This window comes from Agromyces chromiiresistens (assembly GCF_029167465.1).
GTDB lineage: Bacteria > Actinomycetota > Actinomycetes > Actinomycetales > Microbacteriaceae > Agromyces > Agromyces chromiiresistens.
Map to the genome: position 1 here is coordinate 403,522 of NZ_JARFNL010000004.1, position 17,316 is coordinate 420,837.

Below are 17,316 nucleotides of genomic sequence, written 5' to 3' on the forward strand. Positions count from 1 at the left end.
CTAGCTGAGTCCTTCTGCGAGGGGTCCGAGCGTGAGCACGGGGAAGTAGGTGAGGGCCGTGATGAGCACGGTGACGCCGACCAGCAGACCGACGAACTGCGGCTTGTAGGTCGGCAGGGTGCCGGCGGTCTCGGGCACCTTCCGCTGCGCGGCGAGCGAGCCGGCGAGCGCGAGCACGAACACGATCGGCACGAACCGGCCGAGCAGCATCGCGACGCCGAGCGCGGTGTTCAGCCACGGCGTGTTCGCGGTGAGTCCCGCGAAGGCCGAACCGTTGTTGTTCGACGCGCTCGTGAAGGCGTAGAGCACCTCGCTCATGCCGTGCACGCCGGGGTTCCAGATCGAGACGTGTTCGACGTCCTCCCGCACGCCGGGGATCGCGAAGCTCAGCGCGGTGCCCGCGAGCACGAGCGTCGGCGTCACGAGGATGTAGAGGCTCGCGAGCTTGATCTCGCGCGGGCCGATCTTCTTGCCGAGGTACTCGGGGGTGCGGCCGACGAGCAGGCCGGCGATGAACACCGCGATGACCGCGAGCACGAGCATGCCGTAGAGGCCCGAGCCGACGCCGCCGGGGGCGACCTCGCCGAGCATCATGTTGAGCATCGGCATCATGCCGCCGAGGGCGGTGAACGAGTCGTGCATCGAGTTGACGGCGCCGGTCGAGGTGAGCGTCGAGGTCGTGCCGAACAGGGTCGATCCGAAGATGCCGAAGCGCGCCTCCTTGCCCTCCATCGCGGCGCCGGCGAGCTGCGGCGCCGTGCCGTTGCCGGCCGCCTCGAGCGCGCTGAGGGTCACGAGCGAGACCACGTAGAGCGTCGCCATGACCGCGAGGATCGCATAGCCCTGCCGGTTCGAGCCGACCATGCGGCCGAATGTGCGGGGGAGTGCGAACGGGATCGCGAGCATGAGCACGACCTCGAAGAGGTTGGTCCACGCGGTCGGGTTCTCGAACGGGTGCGCCGAGTTCGCGTTGAAGAAGCCGCCGCCGTTCGTGCCGAGGAGCTTGATGACCTCCTGGCTCGCGACGGGGCCGCCGGGCAGCTGCTGGGTGCCGCCGGCGAGGGTCGAGACCTCGGTGAACCCGTTGAAGTTCTGCACGACGCCACCGACGACGAGCACGATCGCGCCCACGATCGAGAGGGGCAGCAGCAGCCGGAACGCGCCGCGCACGAGGTCGACCCAGAAGTTGCCGATCGTCGCCGAGCCGCGTCGCGCGAAGCCGCGCACGAGGGCGACGGCGACTGCGATGCCGACGGCGGCCGAGACGAAGTTCTGCACCGCGAGGCCCGCGAGCTGCACGGTGTAGCCCATCGTCAGCTCGGGCGAGTACGACTGCCAGTTCGTGTTCGCGACGAACGACGCGGCGGTGTTGAAGGCGAGCCCCTCGGGCACGGCCGGCAGGCCGAGCGAGTACGGCAGCACGGCCTGCATGCGCTGCAGCGCGTAGACGAGCAGCAGCCCGACGAGCGAGAACGCGAGCACCCCGCGCAGGTACGCGGGCCACGACTGCTCGCCGCGGGGGTCGACCCCGATCAGGCGGTACAGGCCGCGCTCGACCTTCAGGTCGCGGTCGCTCGTGTAGATGCGGGCCATGTAGTCGCCGAGCGGGCGGTACAGCAGGCCGAGGACGAGTGCGAGGGTCGCCGCCTGCGCGACGGCGAGGAGGGCCGCCATCAGAAGCGCTCGGGTTTCACGAGTGCGACCACGAGGTAGACGACGGCGGCGACGCCCAGCGCGGCGGCGAGGAGCTCGAACACGATCACAGCTTCTCGACCCCCTTGGCGATGAGGCCGACGACCACGAACACGGCCAGGATGCCGAGGAGGTAGACGATGTCGAGCACGGAGACTCCAGGGTTCGGGATCCGCCCCGCTCACGCGGCGGCGGGCAGCGCCCCTGCGCTGCACCCCCGATGCAACACCGCCCGGGATGCCTCGCGGCCGATCCTCACGGACCCCTAACGCCCGCCCTGCGCGGTGCCTACGCCCTGCTTACTCGACCGGGGCCGAAGCGGAGGCGGCGCGCAGCGCCTCCCATTCGGTGAGGAGCTCGGGCATCTTGCCCTCGATGAAGCGGAAGAACGCGACCATCTCGCCCGTGCGCCGGGCACCGGCGGATTCGGGGTCGCCGATCGCGTCGATCGCCTGCGCGGCGGTCTCGGCGAAGGTGCCGTAGACCGAGTTCTTGCCGGCGAGCGCCGTGTACCACGCGTCGTCGAAGATCTCCCAGCGCTCGCGCCGGCTGCCCGGATGCGGCATCCGGTGGATGATGCCGAGGGAGCGCAGGTACCTGACCGCGCCGGAGATCGCGGCGGCGCTCACGCCGAGCGACTCGCCGAGTTCGGCGGCGGTGAGCCCGCCCTCGTCGGCGACGAGGAGCGCCATCAGCACGCGCGCCGGCATCTTCGGGAAGCCGGCGGCCGTGAGCACGGCGGCCGATTGCTCGACCGCCGTGCTCAGTGCCTGCTCGTCGCGTGCCATCCTTCGATTCTTCCAGTCCAAGGTCGGGTCAGGCGCCCGAGGCGAGCTCGCGTCGCCGCATCGACACGACCGCGAGCGCCGCGGCGACGAGTCCGATCGCGATCATCCAGAACCCGCCCGACCAGTCGATGTCGTCGCCGGTCGGCACCGGCGAGTGGGTGAACGGCGAGAGGTCGACCATCCAGTCGGGTGCACCGAGCAGCGGACCGAAGACGCCGACGATCGCGGCGACGCCGACGATGGACCAGCCGAGGCCGATCGTCCACCGCGGCAGCAGCGCGAACACGAGCAGGGTCAGGCCGAGGAAGACGAGCGAGACCGGCAGCTGCGCGAGGGCGGCCTGCGAGATGAGCGGCACCAGGTCCGACGGGGTGTTCGACGCACCGGAACCGGCGAGCCCGCCGAGCCAGGCCGCGGCGAGCACGACCACGATCACGAGCACGCCGACGAGCCAGTACTCGAGCAGCCATCGCATGCGCGGCACGGGCGTCGCGAGCACCTGTTCGGCGGTGCCGTGCGCCTCCTCCTGGCGGGCGCGGATCGCGACCTGCACGGCGCAGCACGCGGCGAGGATGCCGATGATGCTGAAGAACATCGCGATGAACGCCTGCTCGAGCGTCGCCCCGCCGCCGAGGGCGGCCTGCAGGGTGTCGACGACCTGCGGGACGTCGCCGCTGACTTCGTCGATGAGCCCCGACAGCGAGCTCGCGGTGAGCCCGGCGACGGCCGCGCCGACGGCCCACGCGATGAGCGTCGAGACGTTGAGCCGCCAGGCGAGCCCGAACGAGCTCGACAGGGCCCAGCTCGCCGACGCGCGCCCCTTGCGGCCGGGCAGCAGGCTCGCGCCCTGGTCGCGCACCGACTGCAGCGCGAACACGATCGCGACGAGCACCACCGAGACGCCGAGCGCGAGCAGGAGCGGCCACAGCTCGTTCTCGACGAACGCGCCCGTCGCCTGCCCCCAGCCGATGGGCGAGAGCCAGCTCGGCCAGGCCGGGGTGACGTGCAGCAGGTCGTCGGACGGCGTGCCCGCGGCATCCCCGATGCCGCGCAGCAGGTACGCCCCCACGACGACCGCGACGCCCGCGCCGTTCGCCCCGCGCGACGTGCGGAACAGCTGGGCGGCGAACAGCCCGATCGCGACGAACGCGATGCCCGTCGCTGCCATCGCCGCGCCCGTCACCCACGAGCCCTCGGCTTCGAGCCCCGCGCCGATCAACGCGAGTGCGACGACGACGCCGAGCACGAGATTGGCGACCACGCCGTGGATGAGCGTCGCGACGGTCGGCTTCACCCGGCCGGCAGGGGTCGCGGCGATGAGCTCGGCTCGACCCTGCTCCTCTTCCGCGCGGGTGTGCCGGGTGACGAGGAAGGTGCTCATGAGCCCGCCCATGAGGGCGAGCCAGGCGAACAGCTCGAAGAAGCTGAAGGCGCCGAGATCGGTACCGTTCGGCGTGCCGCGGAACACGAGGATCGTGCGGCTCGCGGTCGCGAGCTGCAGGATCTGGGTGCGCTCCGCCTCGTCGCCGTAGGTGTCGAGCACGGCGGCGATCGAGCCGTAGGCGAGCACGCCGATGCCGATGATCCAGAGGGCGAGCTGCAGGCGGTCGCGGCGCAGTCGCTGCCTGAGCAGCGTGCCGAGGGTGCTCATGCCAGCGCCTCCTCCGAGACATCCGTGCGCTCGCGGAGTTCGTCGCCGTAGTGGCGCAGGAAGAGCTCTTCGAGCGACGGCGGCGAGACGGTCAGGCCGTGCACGTCGAGGCGGGCGAGCTCGGGCAGCACCGAGGTCACCCGGTCGCTGTCGACCGTGAAGCTCACCCGCCCGTGATCGATGAGGAGGTCGTGCGCGTCGGGGATGCGGTCGACCTCGGCGGCGAGGGTCGTGGGGTCGACGCCGTCGGCCGCGAACGCGATCTCGGTGCGGGTGAGGTGGCGCAGCTCTGCGAGCGTGCCCGACTCGACGGTCTTGCCCGCACGGATGATGCTCACCCGGTCGCAGAGCTCCTCGACCTCGGAGAGGATGTGGCTCGAGAGCAGCACGGTCGCGCCCTCGGCGGAGACGCGCGCGATCTCGCGGTTGAACACCTGCTCCATGAGCGGGTCGAGGCCGCTCGTCGGCTCGTCGAGGATGTACAGCTCGGCCGATGTCGCGAACGCGGCGATGAGGGCGACCTTCTGCCGGTTGCCCTTCGAGTAGGCGCGGCCCTTCTTGCGCGGGTCGAAGTCGAACACCTCGAGCAGGCGCTGCTTGCGCGCGGCGTAGCCGGCCTTGTCGTGCGTGCCGCCGCGGAGGCGGGCGAGCAGGTCGATCGCCTCGCCGCCCGTGAGGTTCGGCCAGAGGCTGACGTCGCCCGGCACGTACGCGACGCGCCGGTGCAGCTCGCCGGCGTGCTTCCACGGGTCCTGCCCGAAGAGCGCGGCCGAGCCGCCCGACGCCCGGGCGAGGCCGAGGATGATGCGGATGGTGGTGGACTTGCCTGCGCCGTTCGGGCCGAGGAATCCGTGCACTTCGCCGGCATCGACCTGGAGGTCGAGACCGTCGAGCGCGACGGTGCGGCCGAATCGCTTCTCGAGGCCGCTGGCGCTGATCACTGTCGTCATGAGCGCGATGCTACGCCTGATTCACAAATTTGTGAATCTCCCTAACGGAACACTAACGGGAGGGTTCCCGGTCGGCGAGGAGGCGCGAAGCGCCGTATCGAGACCACCGCCGTGTCGCCGCGCGGTCCCACTCCGAGGCATCCGACCCCCGCCTACTCGAGCGCCGCGAACTTCTCGATGTCGCCCTCGGTGCCCGACACGATGATCAGGTCGTGGTTCGACACGACCGTGTTCTCGGTCGCGTACGTGAACGGCTTGCCCGGGCTCTTCACGCCGACCACCGTCACGCGGTACTTCGAGCGCACGCCCGACTCGGTGAGGTTCTTGCCGCGGATCGGCTTCGGCGGGTACATCTTCACGAGCGCGAAGTCGTCGTCGAACTCGATGAAGTCGAGCATGCGGCCCGACACGAGGTGGGCGGTGCGCTCGCCGGCCTCGCGCTCGGGGTAGATGACGTGGTTCGCGCCGATGCGCTGCAGGATCTTGCCGTGCGACGCCGAGATCGCCTTCGCCCAGATCTGGGGGATCTTGAGGTCGACGAGGTTCGCGGTGATGAGCACGGACGCCTCGATCGACGACCCGACCGCGCAGACGGCGATCGAGAAGTCCTGCGCGCCGATCTGCTTGAGGGCGTCGATCGACTTCGCGTCGGCGACCACGGCGTGGGTGACCCGCTCCGACCACTTCTGCACGAGGTTCTCGTCGGTGTCGACGGCGAGCACCTCGCGGCCGAGCCGGTCGAGCTGGCCGGCGGTGGCGGCGCCGAACCGGCCGAGGCCGATCACGAGCACCGGGGCGTCGTGCCTGATCTTGTCAACCAACGATGGGCCTCTCTTCCGGTCGTTTGAACAGTTGGCGGCGCTGGCTCGCGGCGAGTGCCGCGGCGAGGGTCACGGTGCCGACACGGCCCATGAACATCGTCGCGGCCATGACGTAGACGCCTTCGGGCGGCAGGTCGGCGGTGAGCCCCGTCGACAGGCCGCACGTCGCGAACGCGGAGATGACGTCGAAGAGCACGTTCTCGAACGGCGCCTTCGTGATCTGCAGGATCGCGATCGACGCGACCGCCACGATCGTGGCGCCCCACAGCACGACGCTCACCGACAGGCGCAGCATGTCGCGGGGGATGCGCCGGCCGAACGCCTCCATCGAGGGGGCGCCGCGCGCCTCGGCGAAGGCGGCGAGGAACAGCACGGCGAGCGTCGTCACCTTGATGCCGCCCGCGGTCGACGCCGAGCCGCCGCCGATGAACATGAGCATGCTGCTGACGAGCTGGCTCGACCCGTACAGGTCGTGCATGTCGATCGTCGCGAAGCCGCCCGACCTCGTCATCATCGACATGAAGAGGGACTGGAAGATCGTCGGCCCCGCGTCGAGGTGACCGTACGTCTTCGGGTTGGCGTGCTCGAGCAGCAGGAACATCGCCGCGCCGGCGACGAGGAGGATCGTCGTCGTGGTGAGGGTGAGCTTGACGTGCACGCTCCACTTGCGCGGGGTGCGCCAGGCGCGGGCGAGCGCGAAGATCACCGGGAAGCCGAGCGCGCCGAGGAACACCCCGAGCATGAGCATCGTCTGCATCCAGTAGTCGTCGACGAAGGGCTCGAGCCCGCCGGGGTTCGGCGAGAAGCCCGTGTTCGTGAACGCCATCGCCGAGTAGTAGAGGCTGTACCAGATCGAATGCCAGCCGTCGTAGCCCGCCGCGAGCATGCTCGGCAGCAGCGCGACGGCGATGACGCCCTCGATGACCAACGCGCTGACCGCGACGGTGAAGAGCAGTCCGCCGACCTCGCCGAGTCGCACCGCCTGCCGCTCGGCGACCGGGCCGACGTGGATGCGCGACGGGTTGGTGTCGCTCGCGGCCATCAGCTTCGCCCGCAGCCCGAGCCGGCGCGAGATCACGAAGCCGAGCGTCGTCGCGAGCGTCAGCACGCCGACACCGCCGATGTTGACGCCGATGTAGACGAGCGCGTGGCCGAACGGCGACCAGTAGGTCGCCATGTCGACCGTCGCGAGGCCGGTCACGCAGATGACCGAGACGGCCGTGAAGAGCGCGTCGTAGAGCGGCGCCGAGGATGCCTCGCCGGCACGCGCGATCGGCAGTGAGAAGAGCACCGTGAACAGCAGGATGAGCGCCGCGAACACGACGATCGCGAAGCGCGACGGCGAGCTCTTCATGAACGCGTCGACGCCGTCGCGAAGACGCCCGAGCCACGAACGCCGGTCGACTCGACCGAGGCGGCTCACCCGCTGTGCGCGCATCGACCCCCCTCGTCAGCCCTACCCGGCGCGAGTGTCATGGTACTCCCCGCCCCGAATGACTACCCTTGGGGCATGGCTGACATCTTCGACGTCGTGGCGGACGCGACCAGGCGAGACATCCTCGCCGTGCTGCTCGAGCGCGAGACGACGGTGCCGCAGTCCGGCGGGGAGATCAGCGTCTCCGAGATCGTCGCCGCGCTCGGCACGAGCCAGCCCACGGTCTCGAAGCACCTCAAGGTGCTGCGCGAGTCGGGCCTCGTCGCGGTGCGCGAAGAGGGCCAGCACCGGTACTACCGTCTCGACCGCGCGCCGCTCGAGACGATCGAAGACTGGCTCATTCCGTTCACGGCATCCGATGCCGCGGCCGATGCCGCGACCCTGGCCGGCGCCGACTCGCACGAGGTGGCACTGAACGACGATCAGCTCGCCTTCGCCTCGAAGATCGGCAAGGCGTTCGCCGAGACCGCGCACCAGGTCACCGCCGTCGTCAAGCGCAAGTAGCCGTAGCCTCCCGACCCCGGCGGTCGTGCAACGTGCGCCGGCGCGCGTCGCAAGGCTCGGGATTCGGGCAACTTCCGCCAGACTGTCCCGATGAGCATCGTCGCCACCGTCCTCATCGTCGTCGGCATCGTCGGCACCGGAACCGTCTCGGGCGTCTTCTTCGCATTCTCGGGATTCGTCGTGCAGGGGCTCGATCGACTGCCGCCCGCCGACGCCGCCCGGGCGATGCGCGAGATCAACGTGACGGCGCCGCGCCCGCCGCTCATGCTCGCGCTCTTCGGCACGGGGCTCGTGCTCGTGGTGCTCGTCGTGCTCGGGTTCGTCGGCCAGCTCGCCGACGCGACGTGGTGGGTGACCGCGGCTGCAGTCGTCTATGTCGTCGGTGCGGTCGGCGTCACCGCGGGCGCGAACGTTCCGCGAAACAACCGCCTGGCCGCCGTTCCCGAGGCGGATGCCGCAGCTCTCGCCGCGGCCTGGCACGAGTTTCGCGCGGCGTGGCTCGCCTGGAACCACGTGCGCTGGCTCGCCTCCGCCGCCGCGTGCGCGGGCCTCGTCGTTCCCCTCGTCGTTCCCCTCGTCGCCCCCTAGGTCCGTCCCGGCCCCGCCCACGCCCCCCCCACACGATCGAGTCGCCAAAAGACGCTCTTCGGCGAGCGCTGAGGAGCACTTTTCGGCGACTCGCCGGCTGAGGACGGGCGCGCTCGGCGTCAGCGGAGCGGCTTGATCATCTCGAGCTCGAGGCCGCCGGGGGCGAGCTCGTACGGGCGGTCGCGGCCGGTGAACGTGAAGCCGAGCTTCTCGTAGAAGCGGATGGCCCGCGCGTTCGTCTCGTGCACCTCGAGCCGCAGGGTGTCGGCGAAGCCGAGCGCCCACCGCTCGACCGATTCGAGCAGCGCCCGCGAGACGCCCGCGGCGTCGCCGCGGTACCCGGGAGCGACGTAGACGCCGACGAGCATGGGCCCGGTCGCGGCATCCGGAATGTAGCCGGCCATCGTGCCCACCCACCTGGCTCCGTCGATCGCGACCCGCACCGCCTGGTCGGTGTGCTCGCCGCGTGCCGCGCGCAGCCGCCACCCCGCCTCGTCGACGTCGAGCGCGTGCTCGAGCGTCTCGCCGTACGCGATCGGGAAGTCGCGCAGCATCTCGAGGCGCAGTGCGCGCACCGCCTGCCAGTCGTCGGCGGTCGTCGAACGGATCACGAAGTCGGGGCTGTGCATCACTCGACGGTAGCGCGTGAACGAGAACGCTTCGGGAATCGGCTAGACTACTCCGAGGCTTTCTGCCTTCGGCTGCGGCACGCGCGGCCGGCACGATCTTTCTCTGTGAGGTTCTGATGGGTTCCGTCATCAAGAAGCGTCGCAAGCGCATGGCGAAGAAGAAGCACCGCAAGCTTCTTCGCAAGACGCGCCACCAGCGTCGCAACAAGAAGTAGTCGCTCGCGACTGCAGCTGAGCGTCGAGCCCTTCGGGGTTCGGCGCTTTTCGCTGTCTTCGGCGACGTACGATCGAGCCATGGCCCGAGACATCCAGCTCACCCTCATCGGCAAGCCCGGCTGCCACCTCTGCGACGACGCGCGCGAGGTCGTGCAGGCGGTCATGGCCGAGTTCGAGAAGGATGCCTCGCGCAACGTGGCCCTCGACGAGCAGTCGATCCTCGACGACGAGGCGCTGCGCAACCGGTACGCGGAGGAGATCCCGGTGCTGCTCATCGACGGCGAGGTGCACGACTACTGGCGCGTCGACCCCGTGCGGTTGAAGACGGCGATCTGCGCGAAGGCCTGAGCGCACCCAGATCGCGGGGCGCCGTGTTGAGCGTGCCTCATCACTCCGAGTCCGCCGCGATTCTGTGGCGCACCGTGGTGCCCGTGGCTAGGGTGACGAGCGGGGGGCACGGGTCTGCTCCCCACCGTTCGGAGGGGAGCACGTCGTGGCACGAGAATTCAGGGGCAGGATCGAACTCGACATCCGGGACTCGACACCCGACTGGGAGGCGTACGAGGAGCAGAAGGCGCCAGACGGTGCCCCGAACGTCCTCGTCATCCTGTTCGACGACACCGGCCTCGCGGCGTGGTCGCCGTACGGCGGTCGCATCGAGATGCCGACGCTCGACCGGCTGGCGGCGAACGGGCTGACCTACTCGCAGTGGCACACGACCGCACTGTGCTCGCCCACGAGGTCGAGCTTCCTCACCGGGCGGACCCATCACCAGAATGCCTTCGCGACCATCTCCGAATCAGCGGTCGGGTTCCCCGGCTACAACGGCCACATCCCGAAGTCGAACGCGTCGATCGCGCGCATCCTCCGCGACGCCGGATGGTCGACGTTCTGGGTCGGCAAGAACCACAACGTGCCGGTCAACGCGATCTCGAGCGGCTCGAACCGCAGCGAGTGGCCGCTCGGCCATGGCTTCGACCGGTTCTACGGCTTCATCGGTGGCGAGACGAACCAGTGGTACCCCGACCTCGCGGTCGACAACCACTACATCGACCAGCCCTATCCGCCCGAAGAGGGCTACCACCTCTCGAGGGACCTCGCCGACCAGGCGATCCGGATGCTCCGCGACACGAAGCAGTCCGACCCCGACAAGCCGTGGTACCTGTGGTTCTGCCCCGGCGCGAACCACGCGCCGCACCACGCGCCCCAGGAGTACATCGACAAGTACAAGGGCAAGTTCGACGACGGGTACGAGGCGTACCGCGAGTGGGTGCTGCCGCGCATGGTCGAGCGCGGCATCCTGCCCGAGGGCACCGAGCTCACCGAGCTCAACCCGATGACCGAGGGCACCTTCTCGCCCGGTGATTCCGTGCGTCCGTGGAGCGAGCTCAGCGACGCCGAGAAGGCGCTCTTCTCGCGCACTGCCGAGGTGTACGCCGGGTTCTCCGAGTACACCGACGCCCAGATCGGCCGGGTCATCGACCACCTCGAGCAGTCGGGCCAGCTCGAGAACACGCTCATCATCTACGCCGCCGACAACGGCGCCTCCGGTGAGGGAAGCCCGAACGGATCGATCAACGAGAACCTGTTCTTCAACGGCTACCCCGAGGACATCGAGCAGAACCTCTCCATGATCGACAAGCTCGGCGGACCCGAGGCCTACAACCACTATCCGACCGGTTGGGCGGCCGCGTTCTCCACCCCGTTCCGCATGTTCAAGCGCTACTCGTACGCGGGCGGATCCGCCGACCCCCTGGTCATCAGCTGGCCCGCACGCATCGCCGCCAAAGGCGAGGTGCGCAGCCAGTACCACCACTGCATCGACATCGTTCCGACGATCCTCGAGGCATGCGGCGTCGAGGCCCCCGCGGTCGTCGACGGGGTCGAGCAGACGCCGATGCCCGGCGTCGCGATGAACTACTCCTTCGATGCCCCCGACACGCCGACCGCGAAGGAGACGCAGTACTACGAGATGCTCGGCACCCGCGGGATCTGGCACAAGGGGTGGAAGGCGGTCGCCGAGCACGGTCCCATCCCGATCGGCCTCGGGCACTTCGACGAGGACCGCTGGCAGCTGTTCCACGTCGACGAGGATCGTGCCGAGGCGCACGACCTCGCCGAGCAGTACCCCGAGAAGCTCGAGGAGCTGAAGGCGCTCTGGCTGTCGGAGGCGAAGAAGTACGACGTGCTGCCGCTGAACGACCTCGGTGTCGCCGACTTGATCGAGCACGAGTACCACCGCCCGGTGCCGGTCGACGGCCGGTACACCTACTACCCGGGCACCACCGAGGTGCAGGAGCAGCTCGCCGCCCGCACCCAGCAGGTGTCGTTCAAGATCATCGCCGACGTCGATCTCACCGGCGAGACCGAAGGCGTGATCGTCGCGCAGGGGTCGCGGTTCGGCGGGTACAGCCTCTACGCGCAGGACGGCAAGCTGTCGTTCGTGTACAACTTCCTCGGGATTCCGCCCGAGCAGCGCCTCTCGACCGATCTGCCCGCGGCAGGCCGGCACCTCGTCGGCGTCGGGTTCGAGAAGCAGGGCAACGGCGAGCACGGCGAGGCGCTCGGGGAGCTGACGCTCTACGTCGACGACCGGGCCGTCGGCTCACGACAGATCCGCACCCAGCTCGGTCGGTACGCACTGACCGGCGAGGGCCTGAGCGTCGGCTACGACTCGGGCGACACCGTCACCGCGTCGTACCCGAACCGGTTCGAATTCACGGGCGGCACGATCCACGAGGTCGTGTACGACGTGGCCGACGATCACTACATCGATGTCGAGAAGGAATTCGCGGCGAAGCTCGCGAGCGACTGAGCGGCCCGCTGCCAGAATGGCGGAACGGGGGTGCGGATGCCTCGCGCCCCCGTTCCGCGTTTCGAGAGGATTCCCATGCCGAACGAACTGCCCTCGTGGGCCGACACTCCGACCCGTGCGGCGATCGTGGACTTCGTCGAACGCGTCACCACCGGCCCCGACGCGGTGCCCGAGTCGGAGCGCGTCGCCGTCTTCGACAACGACGGCACGCTGTGGAGCGAGAAGCCCATGCCGACGCAGCTGCACTACATCGTCGAGCAGTGGCGCACCCAGGCCGCGGCCGACCCGTCGCTCGCCGACGAGCAGCCGTACAAGGCGGCGGTGACCGGTGACTTCGCGTGGCTCGGCGGCGCGATCGACAAGCACTACGCGGGCGACGACCGCGACCTGAAGGTCCTCATCGGCGCGCTCGTCGGCGTGACCGCCGGCATGAGCGTCGACGACTACGCGACCTCGGTCACCGAGTTCTACGCGACGGCGAAGCACCTCACCCTCGGCACCCCGTACGCCGACGCCGTCTATGCGCCGATGGTCGAGCTGCTGCGCTACCTCGAGGCGCACGGGTTCTCGGTGTACATCGTCTCGGGCGGCGAGCGCGACTTCATGCGCCCGATGACGCAGCAGAACTACGGCATCCCGCCCGAGCGGGTCGTCGGCTCGGCGTTCGGGCTCTCGTACGACCCCGAGACGCACGAGGTCCGCTACGCCGCCGGTCTCGACGTCTTCGACGACGGCCCCGAGAAGCCGGTGCGCATCTGGAGCCGCATCGGCCGCCGCCCGCTCTTCGCCGGCGGCAACTCGAACGGCGACCAGGCGATGCTCGACTTCACCCGCAAGGGCGGCGGGTTCGCCCTCGTCGTGCACCACGACGACGACACCGATCGCGGCGACATCCCCTACGACAAGGGCGCCGAGAAGGTGCTCGCCGAGGCATCCGCCAACGGGTACGCGGTCGTCAGCGTGAAGCGCGACTGGACCCGCATCTTCCCCCAGGGCTGAACACGTGAGCACGACCGCCCACGCGACCCGACGGTTCCGGCTCTTCCCGACGCTCGCCGGGTATCAGCGCCGCTGGCTCGGCGCCGACCTCATCGCCGGGCTCTCGGCGGGCGCCGTCGTCGTGCCGCAGGCGATGGCCTACGCCACGATCGCGAACCTGCCGGTGCAGCTCGGCCTCTACACCTGCATGGTGCCGATGTTCGTGTACGCGATGCTCGGCGGATCGCGGGCGATGAGCGTGTCGACGACGTCGACGATCGCGACGCTCACGGCGACGACGCTCGTGTCGGCGGGGGTCGCAGCCGGCTCGGACGACCCGGTGCCCGACCTCATCGCGCTGACGCTGATGGTCGGGCTGATCCTGCTGATCGCCCGTGCGGCGAAGCTCGGCTCGCTCGTCGAGAACATCTCGCAGGCGACGATCGTCGGCATCCAGATCGGCGTCGGGGCGACGGTCGCGGTCGGGCAGCTGCCGAAGCTGCTCGGCGAGACCTCCGACGTGTCGGGCGAGGGATTCTTCAGTTCGTTCCTCGCCGCCCTCGAGGCGCTGCCTTCGGCGCACGTGACGACCGTGCTGCTCTCGGTCGCCTCGATCACGGCGATGTTCCTCATGAAGGCGTTCCTGCCGAGGGTGCCGGCGCCGCTCATCGTGGTGGCCGCCGGCATCCTGCTCGTCGCGTTCACCGGCATCGAACAGCAGGGCGTGGAGCTCATCGCCCCCGTGCCGCAGGGCTTCCCGCCCTTCGAGCTGCCGACGTTCGCGAACGTGCTGCCGATGCTGCCGGGCGCCTGCGCGATCGCGATCATGGCGTTCCTCGAGTCGGCGGCGGTGGCGCGCGGCATCCGCCGACAGGGCGAGCCGCAGATCGACAGCAACCAAGAGCTGTTCGCGACGGCGGCGGCGAACACCGTGGGATCGTTCTTCCAGGTGCTGCCGTCCGCCGGCGGGTTCTCGCAGAGCGCCGTGAACCAGGGGGCGGGCGCGCGAACCCAGCTGTCGACGCTCGTGACGGTCGTGCTCGCGGTGCTCGTCGCGCTCTTCCTCGGCCCGGTGCTGAGCCTGCTGCCGCAGGCGACGCTCGCCTCGCTCGTGTTCGTCGCGGTGGTCGGCCTGATCGATTTCGGCTCGCTGGCCAGGTTCTGGCGGATCAGCCACAACGACTTCTGGATCGCGGTGTCGACGGCCGTCGTCGGCCTCACCGCGGGCCTGCTGCTCGCGGTCGCCGTCGGCATCATCGCGACGATGGTCGTCATCCTGCGCGAGCTCAACCGGGTGCGGGTGCGCGTGGGGGAGGCGCGCGACGGCGTGCTGCCGGTGCGCCTGCTCGGGCCGATGTACACCGCGAACGTGCTCGCCTACGAGAACGCCGTGCTCGACGCGGTGCGGGCGCGCGCCGGCGTCACCGCGGTCGCCCTCGAGCTCACCCGGCTCGACGTGGTGTCGGTGACCGTGCTCGACGGGCTCGCCGAGCTCGACCGCGAACTCGCCGGCGACGGCGTCGAGCTGCGCGTCGCGGACGTGCCCGAGGACGGCGCCGCCGCGGCACGCCGCGGGCGCTGGTTCGCCGGGCTCGAGGCGGCGGGCCGCGTCTACCCGACGCTCGACGAAGCGGTCTCGGCGAGGTCGTCGGAGGGTTCGGGCAACTGACGACGCCCGCCGGGCGCGGTCGATCGAATCAGCCGGCGGTGCGGGCGCAGCGGAAGCCGATGTGCGTCGTGGCCGTGTCGTCGGCCTGCGGCGAGCGGGCGGCGGGGCGGTAGCGCAGGCAGTACTCGGGCGAGCAGAGGTGCGAGCCGCCCTTCAGCACGCGCCGCGGGATGCGCGAACCGGGCTCGGCCGACGCCGCGGCGAGCAGGTTCGGCCGGGCCCCAGCGTCCACCGCTTCGGCCTCGGTGCCCGGCACGATGTGGCGGGGGGTGTAGTAGTCGGTCGTCCACTCCCACACGTTGCCGGCCACGTCGAAGAGGCCGTAGCCGTTCGGCGCGAACGTCTTCACGGGCGAGGTGCCGGCCCAGCCCACGCTCGTCTCGTAGGGGAAGTGCCCCTGCCAGCGGTTCACCATGACCTCGCCGTCGGGAGTCTCGTCGTCGCCCCATGCGAAGCGCGCGCCGTCGAGGCCACCCCGGTGGGCGTACTCGAGCTCGGCCTCGGTGGGCAGGCGTCGGCCGGCCCACTCAGCGTAGGCCGAGGCATCCTCGAAGCTGACCTGCACGACGGGGTGCGTCGGATGTTCGGCGAGCGCGTCGGGGCCGTCGGCGCCGAAGGGATGCCGCCAGCTCGCGCCCGCGCCCCACCGCCACCACTGGCGCCAGTCGCGCAGGTCGACCCGGCCCGAGGTGGGCGTGAACACGAGGCCGCCCGGCACGAGGTCGGCGGGGTCGGCACCCGGGAAGTCGGCGGGGTCGAGCGGTCGCTCGGCGACGGTCACGTAGCCGGTCGCCTCGACGAAGGCCGCGAACTGCTCGGTCGTCACGGGGTGCTGCTCGAGCTCGAACGCGTCGACCTCCCGTTCGTGCACGGGCGTCTCGTCGGCGTAGAACTCGTTCGAGCCCATGCGGAACGTGCCGCCCTCGATGCGGATGAGCGGGGTGAGGTCGACCATGACTCGAGCCTACGGGCTCGCGGGGATGCGCGACCTCGGCGCCGGCCGGCCGATGGCCCGCCGCGGGACTACGGCAGCAGGCGCGTCGGACCGCGGAACAGGTACGTCGTCTCGCGGATCGAGTGCTCGTCGAGCATGAGCATCAGCACGCGGGCGAGGCCCATGCCGAAGCCGCCGTGCGGCGGCACGCCGTAGCGGAAGAAGTCGAGGTAGAACTCGAGCTCCTCCGGGTCCATGCCCTTGTCGCGTGCCTGGTCGACGAGCACGTCGATGCGGTGCTCGCGCTGCGCGCCCGTCGAGATCTCGACGCCGTTGTAGATGAGGTCGTACGAGTTCGTCAGCTCCGAGTCATCCGCGTGCCGCATGTGGTAGAACGGCCGGATGCTCGCCGCGTAGTCGGTCAGGAAGACGAAGTCGTGGCCGTACGTCTCCTTGACGTACGCCGAGATCTGGCGCTCGCCCTCGGGGTCCATGTCGGCGTCGGCGCGGGGGATGACGTAGCCGCGGTCGGCGACGATCTGCTTCGCCTCGGCGAGGGGGATGCGCGGGAACGGCCGCGACGGCACCTGGACCTCGAGGTCGAAGAGCTCCTTGATCTCGGCGCCGTGCTTGTCGACGACGGCCTGGAAGCCCGCGACCATGAGCTCCTCATGGAGGTTCATGACGTCTTCGTGCGAATCGATCCAGCTGATCTCGGTGTCGATCGAGGTGAACTCGGTCGCGTGGCGGCTCGTGAACGAGGGGTCGGCGCGGAACGCGGGGCCGACCTCGAACACGCCGCCGAAGCCGGCGGCCTGCGCCATCTGCTTGAAGAACTGCGGGCTCTGCGCGAGGTACGCCTTGCCCTCGAAGTACTCGACCTCGAACAGCTCGGCGCGCGACTCGGAGGCCGATGCCATGAGCTTCGGGGTCTGGATCTCGATGAGGCCCTTCTCGACCCAGACGCCGCGCAGCGCGTGCAGGAACGTCGTCTGGATGCGGAAGATGAGGTTCTGCTTCGGGTGGCGCAGGTCGAGGAAGCGCCAGTCCATGCGCTTGTCGAGGCTCGAGTCGGCTGCGATGGGCGTCTCGGGGTTCGCGGCCGCGACGACGTCGAGCGTGGCGAGCTTCACCTCGATGCCGCCGAGCTTGACGCGCTCGTCGTGCTTGAGCTCGCCGGTCACGGTGATGAACGAGCCGTGCGCGAGGGCCGAGATCGCCTCGGTCGTCGCCAGGCGGGCGGATGCCTCGGCGTCGCCCTGCTGGCTCTCGTCGAGCTCGCGCGTGGCCGGGTTGACCAGCTGCACGGCCCCGGTCTCATCGCGCAGGATGACGAACTGCACCTTCTTCTGATCGCGAACCGTCTCGACCCATCCGGACACGGTGACGGGGCCGTCGGGCAGCGCGGCGAGGTTCTTGACGAGGGTGCGGTTGTTCACAGCGGGAAAGTCTACTTGAGCAGGGCGATCGCCCGATTCGGCCGGTTTCCCGTCGGTTGAGCAGCGCCGACGACGTCGACGCCTATCGAAGCCCTCCTGCCGCACGACTTACAGGATGAGCGGACCACCACCCCCGCATGCGAGAGTGGTGGTCCGCTCATCCTGGAACTGCGATCGGGCGTCGGAGAGGACGGGATGAGATGGGTT

17 protein-coding genes are annotated in these 17,316 nt (G+C 69.9%); 7 read left to right on the plus strand and 10 right to left on the minus strand.

Annotated features, from left to right (window positions below):
- The 7 genes from kdpA to PX701_RS09320 all read right to left on the minus strand — a co-directional run bounded on the left by kdpA (nucleotide 1) and on the right by PX701_RS09320 (nucleotide 7,340).
- On the minus strand, nucleotides 1-1,674 hold the full coding sequence (gene kdpA / locus PX701_RS09290) for a potassium-transporting ATPase subunit KdpA (protein WP_275506116.1): 1,674 nt from the start codon (nucleotides 1,672-1,674) through the stop codon (nucleotides 1-3).
- Nucleotides 1,674-1,763, minus strand: a complete 90-nt coding sequence (locus PX701_RS09295; protein ID WP_122936024.1) for a potassium-transporting ATPase subunit F — start codon at nucleotides 1,761-1,763, stop codon at nucleotides 1,674-1,676. Before PX701_RS09295 ends, kdpA begins: the two co-directional genes overlap by 1 nt.
- A gap of 228 nt (nucleotides 1,764-1,991) precedes the next feature.
- On the minus strand, nucleotides 1,992-2,480 hold the full coding sequence (locus PX701_RS09300; protein ID WP_231428853.1) for a GbsR/MarR family transcriptional regulator: 489 nt from the start codon (nucleotides 2,478-2,480) through the stop codon (nucleotides 1,992-1,994).
- A 28-nt stretch (nucleotides 2,481-2,508) separates the two neighbouring features.
- Nucleotides 2,509-4,131, minus strand: a complete 1,623-nt coding sequence (locus PX701_RS09305) for an ABC transporter permease (RefSeq protein WP_275506117.1) — start codon at nucleotides 4,129-4,131, stop codon at nucleotides 2,509-2,511.
- Nucleotides 4,128-5,081 carry an ABC transporter ATP-binding protein gene (locus PX701_RS09310; protein WP_275506118.1) on the minus strand — a complete coding sequence of 318 codons (954 nt, stop codon included), beginning with the start codon at nucleotides 5,079-5,081 and terminating at the stop codon, nucleotides 4,128-4,130. Before PX701_RS09310 ends, PX701_RS09305 begins: the two co-directional genes overlap by 4 nt.
- Before the next feature lie 152 nt (nucleotides 5,082-5,233).
- Entirely contained in the window at nucleotides 5,234-5,902 is a 669-nt protein-coding gene (locus PX701_RS09315; RefSeq protein ID WP_231428850.1) for a potassium channel family protein, read from the minus strand.
- Complete coding sequence (locus PX701_RS09320) at nucleotides 5,895-7,340, minus strand: TrkH family potassium uptake protein (RefSeq protein WP_374201060.1); 1,446 nt, start codon at nucleotides 7,338-7,340, stop codon at nucleotides 5,895-5,897. The genes PX701_RS09315 and PX701_RS09320 overlap by 8 nt, the downstream gene beginning before the upstream one ends.
- Nucleotides 7,341-7,412: 72 nt before the next feature.
- Between PX701_RS09320 and PX701_RS09325 the strand changes: the two genes are divergently transcribed.
- On the plus strand, nucleotides 7,413-7,841 hold the full coding sequence (locus tag PX701_RS09325; protein WP_231428849.1) for an ArsR/SmtB family transcription factor: 429 nt from the start codon (nucleotides 7,413-7,415) through the stop codon (nucleotides 7,839-7,841).
- Between the two features lie 90 nt (nucleotides 7,842-7,931).
- On the plus strand, nucleotides 7,932-8,429 hold the full coding sequence (locus PX701_RS09330; RefSeq protein ID WP_275506119.1) for an anthrone oxygenase family protein: 498 nt from the start codon (nucleotides 7,932-7,934) through the stop codon (nucleotides 8,427-8,429).
- A 119-nt stretch (nucleotides 8,430-8,548) separates the two neighbouring features.
- Here PX701_RS09330 and PX701_RS09335 read toward each other — a convergent pair whose 3' ends face one another.
- Nucleotides 8,549-9,058 carry a GNAT family N-acetyltransferase gene (locus tag PX701_RS09335; RefSeq protein ID WP_231428847.1) on the minus strand — a complete coding sequence of 170 codons (510 nt, stop codon included), beginning with the start codon at nucleotides 9,056-9,058 and terminating at the stop codon, nucleotides 8,549-8,551.
- Nucleotides 9,059-9,174: 116 nt separating this feature from the next.
- Here PX701_RS09335 and PX701_RS09340 point away from each other — a divergent pair, with 116 nt between their 5' ends.
- From PX701_RS09340 to PX701_RS09360, 5 genes are all read left to right on the plus strand, one after another.
- On the plus strand, nucleotides 9,175-9,273 hold the full coding sequence (locus PX701_RS09340) for a 30S ribosomal protein bS22 (protein ID WP_003792170.1): 99 nt from the start codon (nucleotides 9,175-9,177) through the stop codon (nucleotides 9,271-9,273).
- A 79-nt stretch (nucleotides 9,274-9,352) separates the two neighbouring features.
- Nucleotides 9,353-9,622: a glutaredoxin family protein gene (locus PX701_RS09345; protein WP_231428846.1), complete on the plus strand. Its 270-nt coding sequence runs from the start codon at nucleotides 9,353-9,355 to the stop codon at nucleotides 9,620-9,622.
- Nucleotides 9,623-9,767: 145 nt separating this feature from the next.
- The gene (locus PX701_RS09350; RefSeq protein ID WP_275506120.1) at nucleotides 9,768-12,089 is read left to right on the plus strand and encodes an arylsulfatase; all 2,322 of its coding nucleotides are present in this window, start codon (nucleotides 9,768-9,770) and stop codon (nucleotides 12,087-12,089) included.
- A gap of 75 nt (nucleotides 12,090-12,164) precedes the next feature.
- Nucleotides 12,165-13,088 carry an HAD family hydrolase gene (locus tag PX701_RS09355; protein ID WP_231428844.1) on the plus strand — a complete coding sequence of 308 codons (924 nt, stop codon included), beginning with the start codon at nucleotides 12,165-12,167 and terminating at the stop codon, nucleotides 13,086-13,088.
- A 4-nt stretch (nucleotides 13,089-13,092) separates the two neighbouring features.
- Entirely contained in the window at nucleotides 13,093-14,736 is a 1,644-nt protein-coding gene (locus PX701_RS09360) for a SulP family inorganic anion transporter (protein WP_275506121.1), read from the plus strand.
- Between the two features lie 28 nt (nucleotides 14,737-14,764).
- Here PX701_RS09360 and PX701_RS09365 read toward each other — a convergent pair whose 3' ends face one another.
- Nucleotides 14,765-15,691, minus strand: coding sequence for a formylglycine-generating enzyme family protein (locus PX701_RS09365; protein ID WP_275506122.1), 927 nt, complete (start codon nucleotides 15,689-15,691; stop codon nucleotides 14,765-14,767).
- A 68-nt stretch (nucleotides 15,692-15,759) separates the two neighbouring features.
- Nucleotides 15,760-17,109 carry an aspartate--tRNA(Asn) ligase gene (gene aspS, locus PX701_RS09370; RefSeq protein ID WP_275506123.1) on the minus strand — a complete coding sequence of 450 codons (1,350 nt, stop codon included), beginning with the start codon at nucleotides 17,107-17,109 and terminating at the stop codon, nucleotides 15,760-15,762.
- Nucleotides 17,110-17,316 lie beyond the last annotated feature (207 nt).

Coding starts and splice junctions, on each gene's coding strand:
- PX701_RS09335 (WP_231428847.1), bottom strand. CDS start 9,058: ATGCACAGCCCCGACTTCGTGATCCGTTCGACGACCGCCGACGACTGG.
- PX701_RS09325 (WP_231428849.1), top strand. CDS start 7,413: ATGGCTGACATCTTCGACGTCGTGGCGGACGCGACCAGGCGAGACATC.
- PX701_RS09340 (WP_003792170.1), top strand. CDS start 9,175: ATGGGTTCCGTCATCAAGAAGCGTCGCAAGCGCATGGCGAAGAAGAAG.
- PX701_RS09320 (WP_374201060.1), bottom strand. CDS start 7,340: ATGCGCGCACAGCGGGTGAGCCGCCTCGGTCGAGTCGACCGGCGTTCG.
- kdpA (WP_275506116.1), bottom strand. CDS start 1,674: ATGGCGGCCCTCCTCGCCGTCGCGCAGGCGGCGACCCTCGCACTCGTC.
- PX701_RS09345 (WP_231428846.1), top strand. CDS start 9,353: ATGGCCCGAGACATCCAGCTCACCCTCATCGGCAAGCCCGGCTGCCAC.
- PX701_RS09300 (WP_231428853.1), bottom strand. CDS start 2,480: ATGGCACGCGACGAGCAGGCACTGAGCACGGCGGTCGAGCAATCGGCC.
- PX701_RS09330 (WP_275506119.1), top strand. CDS start 7,932: ATGAGCATCGTCGCCACCGTCCTCATCGTCGTCGGCATCGTCGGCACC.
- PX701_RS09365 (WP_275506122.1), bottom strand. CDS start 15,691: ATGGTCGACCTCACCCCGCTCATCCGCATCGAGGGCGGCACGTTCCGC.
- PX701_RS09305 (WP_275506117.1), bottom strand. CDS start 4,131: ATGAGCACCCTCGGCACGCTGCTCAGGCAGCGACTGCGCCGCGACCGC.
- PX701_RS09355 (WP_231428844.1), top strand. CDS start 12,165: ATGCCGAACGAACTGCCCTCGTGGGCCGACACTCCGACCCGTGCGGCG.
- PX701_RS09310 (WP_275506118.1), bottom strand. CDS start 5,081: ATGACGACAGTGATCAGCGCCAGCGGCCTCGAGAAGCGATTCGGCCGC.